Below are 6542 nucleotides of genomic sequence, written 5' to 3' on the forward strand. Positions count from 1 at the left end.
CCCGGCCCCAGCTCCGCCGTGATCTGCTCCCCGGCCGCGGGCGGCGCGGTCCCGAACGCCATGGTGACCCCGACCGGCGTCCCCGCCGCGTCCTGGGCGCCCACGTGGACCGTGTACCGCTCGCCCGCCCGCAGGGACTCGGTGTTGGCCCACCGACGGCCCCCCGGGTCGAGGGCGCCGCCCACGTGGCGCCCGTGCCCGTCCTGGACGGTGACGTCGATCAGCCGGCCCGCGCCGGCCAGCCCGATCTGCAGCGGGCCGTGCGCGTCCGTCGGCAGGGCGACCGTCCGCGCCCCGCCTGTGCCGTCGTGCCCGGAGGTGTCCCGGAGCACCGCCCCGGCACCGTGGGCGGTGGCCCGGACCCGTTCCTCCCGCCAGCCCGTGCACGGCCCGTCGCCCGGCACCGCCGCGCCGCATCGCGCGGCCCGGCCGCCCTCCTGCAGGGCCCGCCCGACCAGCAGCGTCACCGAGGCGTCCGCGCTGCCGAAGCCCTGCCCCTTGCCGTCCGCCCGGGGCACGCTGCCGGGCACCATGGCGACGAGGACGGCACCGCCGGTCACCGCGGCCACCGCGCTCCACGACGCGTTCCTCCAGAGGTGTCGCCCCCACCGCGCCTGTTGCGGGTCCAGTGGATGTGCTTTACGTGTTGCCTGTGGTGCGTGCGGTGCGCGGTGCGTCGATGACATCGGGACGCGGCCCTCCCAGATCGCCCATGACCGGATGGCAGCATGAAATCGGGTGCGGGCCGAAATGATGATCATGCACTCGGGGCGTACGGCCGAACGAGCAGGCAAGTGAACTCGTACGGAGCAGCATCCGGCAGTCCGCAGGCGTGCCGCGGGCCGGGCCGCGGCCTCTCACGGAGCCGCGGTCACGTCCTGGTACACCCCGAGGTACCGGAAGGCACCCGACCGGACCTGGTGGAGATGCGCGGTGCGCAGCCCGGACAGCCGGTGCGTGGTCGCGTCGAAGGCCAGGGGCTTGGCCAGCCCCCGGTACGCGGTGCGGAAGATCCGGCGGGACAGCCCCGCCCGGTCCCGCCCCTCGCCCTCCAGAGCCGCCAGCGCTGCGGCCACCAGCCCCACCGCGTCGTACGCCTCGGCGGCCCACCTCGCCGGCGGACCCCCGTACGCGGCCCGGTGCGCGGAGACGAACCCGGTCGCGGCGGGCGCCTCCGCCGGGCCGGAGAAGTAGGTGCTGAACAGCCAGCCCTCCGCGGCAGGGCCGGCCGCCTCCAGGAACGCCGGCTCCATCACCTCCCCGGTGGCCAGCCGCGGCCCCGGGAAACCGGCGTCGGCCAGCGCCCGGGCGAACCGCCCCGCGCGCTCCGGTGAGGAGCCCGCGAACACGGCGGCCCGGGCGTCGGCCTCGACCAGGGAGCTCACCGCCGCGGCGAAGTCGGAGCCCCCCTGCGGGATCCGGTGGACGGCGGTCGAGCCCTGCGAGGGCGGGGTCTGCCGCAGCACCCGGGTCAGCTGCCACCCCCCGCTGCCGCTCCCGCTGCCGGCCGCGCCGTCCTCGACCACACCGGTGCGGGTGACCGGCCGGACCCGGGTCAGGTAGTCCAGCACCGGCAGGCCGATGCCCTCGGCGTCGGCCCGCGTGTCGCAGAGCGTCCGCCACGGGTCCGGGCCGGCCTGGCCGCTGTGGAGCGACACCAGCAGCAGGGCGAGGTCCGCGGCGAGACAGGCGCCGGCCACCGGGGGCACCGCCGCCTGCGCGCCGGGGCCGATCAGCGCGACCACGGAGGCGTCGGCGATCAGCTGCCCGGCGGCCTGTGCCGCCCGGGCGGGGTCACCGCCGTCGTCGGCGGTCCGCACGGCCAGCCGGAACGGGATGCCGTCGCGCGCGTTGTGCGCCTCCACCGCCAGCCGGACCCCCCGCTCGTACGCCTGCCCCACCGCCTTGCCGGGCCCGGTCAGGTCGGCCTGCAGGCCGACGGCGAAGACGCGCAGGCCGCCGGACGGGGCCGCGGACGGAGTGCCGCGCCGGCCCGTGCCGCGGGACGCCAGCCAGGCGAGCGGCGAGCCGGCCGCGACGAGGGCTCCGCCGGCGGCCAGCAGCCGCCGGCGGGTGAGGAACCCGCGGGCCGGCCCGGTACCGCCGTCCGCTCCTCCCGCCGCGCCGACCGCTCCCGGGCCGTCGACCCGGGTGGGCTCCGGAACGGGCAGGGCCAGGGCCCTCGTGGAGCGCTCGGCGATGAGCCGCGGCAGCGGCGCGGGCAGCCAGTCCGCCCCCGCGCCCGGGCCGCCGCCGAGCAGCATCCGCAGCTCCGCCGGGGAAGGCCGCCCCGCCGGGTCCTTGGCCAGGCAGGCGGAGAGCGGCTCCAGCAGCTCCGCCGGCACCCCGGCCAGGTCGGGCGGGTCGTGCACCGTACGGAAGACCACCGCGGCCGGGTGACCGCCGCCGAACGGACCGCGTCCGGTCGCCGCGTACACGAGGACGCAGCCGAGGGAGAACACGTCACCGGCCGGACCCGGCCCCGCCGCGTCCCGGCCGGCCTGCTCCGGGGGAAGGTAGCCGGGGGTGCCGACGACGGACCCGGCAGCCGTCAGGGTGGTGGCCCCGACGGCCCGCGCGATCCCGAAGTCGATCAGCCGAGGCCCGTCGGGGGCGAGGAGGATGTTCCCCGGTTTGACGTCGCGGTGGACCAGCCCCGCAGCGTGCACCTGCTCCAGGGCCTCCGCCAGCCGCACCCCCAGCGTCCGCACGCTGCCGGCGGGCAGCGGCCCGTACCCGGCGACCGCCTCCGACAGTGACGGGCCGGGCACGAACGGGGTGGCGAGCCACGGCGCGCGCGCCTCCGGGTCGGCGGCCACCACCGGCACCACCCACCGCCCGGACAGCCGCGCCGCAGCCTCCGCCTCACGGCGGAACCGGGCGCGGAAGGCCGGGTCCGCGGCGTGGTCGGCGCGGATCACCTTCACGGCCAGCAGTGCGCCCGCCGGGGACCGGCCCAGGTACACGGTTCCCATGCCTCCCGAGCCGAGCCGTCCCAGCAGCCGGTGCCCGCCGACCGCGGCCGGATCGGCGGGGGTGAGGGGGCGCACCGGCCGCTACCCGGCGGAGGGCTGCGGGACGGCGCCGAGGCAGTGCAGCCGGCCCCGGTCGATGCGGTGGAGGAAGTAGGGGTTGCCCTTCACCTGCCGGCGGTCGTCGAAGGCGTACTCCTTGACCACGCCGCGGTAGGTGCCCCGGCCGAGCGCGGTGAGCAGTTCGGCGCGGGTGGGCCGCCCGCCGCCCGTCTGAACGGCCGTCACCAGCCGGTCCAGGACCAGCCCCGCCGTGTCGTACGCCTCGGCCGCCCAGGGTGCGATCGCGGGCCCGTCCCGCCGCTCGCGCACGAGGTGCTCCAGGACCGCCGGCGAGTCCGGCCCGGTGTACGGGGCGAGGACCTGCCAGCCTTCGGCGGCGGGTCCGGCCGCGGTCAGGAACTCCTCGTCCACGACCGTGTAGTCGGCGACCCTCGGCCCCTTGAACCCGGCGGTGTCCAGCCACCGTGCGGCCTGCGCGGTACGGGCCGGGGTGCCGGTGCAGAAGATCCCGTCGACTCCCTGCGCGAGCAGGTCGGCCAGCACCGCCGGCAGCTCGCTGCCGGACTCCCGGGGCAGGACGCGTGCGTACGGCACCGCCTGCGGGAATTCGGCGCCGAGGGTCCGGCTCACCTGGAGTACGGCCTGCCAGCCCTCCGCGTCACCCGCGCGGTCGCACAGCAGCCCCAACCGCCGCGCGCCCTGGGCCTGCACCAGTTGCAGGGCGGCGGCGTGCCCCTGGCCGAAGGAGAGGGAGCAGGTCTGGAAGAAGCTGCGCCGGTCGGCGACGCCGAAGGTGCTCCCCAGCGCGGACACGGTCAGCAGCGGGAGCGCCGCCTCCCCGTACACCTCCAGGCAGGGCATCACGGAGGCGTTGCCGGTGGGGCCGACCACGGCGAGGACATCGGGGTCGCCGACGAGTTCGGCGGCGGCGCGGGCGGAGCGGCCGGGATCCCCCGCATCGTCGACAGGCCGGACGGAGGCCGTGAACGGCTTGTCGGAACGGGAGTTGAACGCGGAGACGGCCGACTCCACGCCCCGCAGCTGGGCCTTGCCCATGGACTGCTGCGGGCCCGAAAGGTCCGCGTGCACCCCGACCGTCCACGTGCGCCCGGCCGGTTCCGCCGGAGCACCGCCGCCCCGGCGGGACACGAGGACGGCCGCCACACCGCCACCCGCCGCGACCACCGCCCCGGCGGTGGCGAGACGGAGCAGCCGCCGCCGCGACACCGCACGGCCCCCGGGACCGCTCCCGGCACCGACCGTGGGCTCGGCGGCCGGGTCGGCGACGGTCTCCTCGATCCCGGGCAGGGCGAGCAGCCCGGCGGCCCGCTCGGCGATCGCGGCGACGACCGGGTCCGGCAGCCAGCCGGTGCCCGCGCCCGGATCGTCCTCGGTCAGCGCCTCGTCCAGCTCCCTGGCGGTGGGGCGGATGTCGGGATGTTTGGCGAGGGCGGTGCGCAGCAGCGCGGTGAGCTCCGGGTCGGCGAGGACCTCCGGTCCGAACTCCGGCTCGTCGTGCACGGTGCGGTACAGCACCGCGTCCGCGGTGCCCGTCCCGAACGGCAGTCGTCCCGTGGCCGCGTACGCCAGCAGGCAGCCGAGGGAGAACACGTCGCACGCCGGCTCCGCGGCGCGGCCGCCGACCTGCTCGGGGGAGAGGAAGCCGGGGGTGCCGAGGACCACGCCGGTCGAGGTCAGCACGGTGTGCTCGGCGCCGCGCGCGATGCCGAAATCGATGAGCCGGGGCCCGTCCGTGCCGAGCAGCACGTTCGCGGGCTTGACGTCCCGGTGCACCAGGCCCTGCCCGTGCATCACGTCGAGCGCCCGGGCCAGGGCCTTGCCGAGGATCCGTACGGCGCGCAGCGGCAGCGGCCCGTGGGCGGTGACGGCCTCCGCGAGCGAGGGCCCGGGCACGAAGGAAGTGGCCAGCCACGGCTCGGCCGCGTTCGGGTCGGCGCCGGTGACGCGCACCGCCCAGGGACTGTCCACGCGGGCGGCGATGGCGGCCTCGCGGCGGAACCGGGCCCGGAAGTCCGCCTCGTCGGCGTACTCCGCGCGGATCACCTTGACCGCGGCGAGCGCCCCGTCGGCGGTGCGGCCGAGGTAGACGACGCCCATGCCCCCCGAGCCGAGCCGCCCCAGGAGGCGGTGGCCGGCGATCCGCGACGGGTCCGAGGAGTGAAGCCGCTCGATCATCGGGGCACCTTTCCGAGGGCCTGCCCGGCCCGGTACATCATCCGGCCGGTGCCCTGCACGACGAGCGCGACGAGGGCCTCCTCGGTGAACCCGGCGGCGCCCTTGCCGGCGACGGCCACCGTGACGGGCCCGAACTGTCCCTGTGACCAGCGGTACGGCCGGGGGCCGCCGCTGCCCTCGCCGACCCACTCGCCGGACTCGCTGAAGGCGTCCTCGGACCAGCCGTTCAGCTGTTCGCCCTGGTAGAGGGAGGCGCCCCACAGGCCCTTCAGCTCCTCGCCGGCGCGCACCACCTGGTTCGGGCAGCGCAGGACCTCCTCCATGGCGCGGGCGGTCTCCCAGCCGGACTCCTCGCGGGTGCGGTGGACGGTCACCGTGGCGTGGATCCTGACCCGGCCCCGGCCGTCGGCGGCCGGGATGTGGAACCGGCGCGTGCTGGTGGCGAGGACGTCGGGCGGCAGGCCCTCGGTCCGCCACACGCAGTCCCGGCCGAGGACCGGCCAGCTGCCGGGATCGCTTTCGAAGGGGGTGCTGCGCTGCACGTCCGGCCCGAAGACGTCCTGGTCGATGGCGATGCGGTCCAAGAGGGCCCGTGCCTCGGCCCGGTTCCGGGGCTGCCGCTGCCCGTCCAGCTCGGGGACGAGCGGGGCCGGGCTGCCCGCGCCGGTGGTGCCTGCGCCCGCGGCGGCCGACGGGGAGGGTGCGGACGGACGGGCGGAGCCGTCCGGGCCGCCGCCCGGCGTACCGCCCGAGGTGCAGCCGGCGAGGACGAGCAGGCCCGCAACCAGGCGGCAGCAGACCCGCAGCGGCCCTCGGTGTCCGTGCAGATGCCCGCGTCCGCGCCCGTGTCCCCCCGACCGTCCCACGGGGCAGAGCGTACCCGGCGCGGGCGGTCTTCAAGTGCCCGACGGGAAAGGAAGTTTGGCCGAATCCCGGCGCCCGGGAGCTCAGGGCAGTGGCCGGACCCGGACCACGCGGACCGCGTTCTGGCCGCCGCCCGTGGCCAGGACGCGTACCTCGCCCCGGTCGCTGATCTCGGCCCGTACGATGCCGGTCGCGTCCTCGTAGACCGGGTGCCCGCCCGGTCCCGCCAGGCCGGTGGGGGCCACCACGACGGTGTCCTCGCCCGTGCCCGGGCCCTCGGAAAACACCAGCTCATACCGCTGGGAACTCATCCGCGCCCTCCTTCGCCGAGCGAACGGAGCCTTTCCTCCCCCTCCATGATGCGCGCAGCTCCCGCCGGGTGCATCGCACCTCGGCCGGGAAGCCGATCACGCGCGGCGGGGACGGCCGGGGTGCCCGGGGCCCGGG

Annotated in this window: 5 protein-coding genes; all 5 read right to left on the bottom strand. The window is 77.3% G+C overall.

What is annotated here, in order from left to right:
* A partial coding sequence (locus tag HYE82_RS32650; RefSeq protein ID WP_309144524.1) for an Ig-like domain-containing protein occupies positions 1 to 569 on the bottom strand: 569 nt, incomplete at its 3' end.
* 288 nt (positions 570 to 857) lie between these two features.
* The gene (locus HYE82_RS32655; RefSeq protein ID WP_179177830.1) at positions 858 to 3050 is read right to left on the bottom strand and encodes a bifunctional serine/threonine-protein kinase/ABC transporter substrate-binding protein; all 2193 of its coding nucleotides are present in this window, start codon (positions 3048 to 3050) and stop codon (positions 858 to 860) included.
* A 6-nt stretch (positions 3051 to 3056) separates the two neighbouring features.
* Entirely contained in the window at positions 3057 to 5231 is a 2175-nt protein-coding gene (locus HYE82_RS32660) for a bifunctional serine/threonine-protein kinase/ABC transporter substrate-binding protein (RefSeq protein ID WP_179177831.1), read from the bottom strand.
* On the bottom strand, positions 5228 to 6097 hold the full coding sequence (locus tag HYE82_RS32665; RefSeq protein ID WP_179177832.1) for a hypothetical protein: 870 nt from the start codon (positions 6095 to 6097) through the stop codon (positions 5228 to 5230). Before HYE82_RS32665 ends, HYE82_RS32660 begins: the two co-directional genes overlap by 4 nt.
* Positions 6098 to 6178: 81 nt before the next feature.
* Positions 6179 to 6406, bottom strand: coding sequence for a DUF6296 family protein (locus HYE82_RS32670; RefSeq protein WP_179177833.1), 228 nt, complete (start codon positions 6404 to 6406; stop codon positions 6179 to 6181).
* Positions 6407 to 6542 lie beyond the last annotated feature (136 nt).

This window comes from Streptomyces sp. BR123 (assembly GCF_013401435.1).
Taxonomy (GTDB): domain Bacteria; phylum Actinomycetota; class Actinomycetes; order Streptomycetales; family Streptomycetaceae; genus Streptomyces.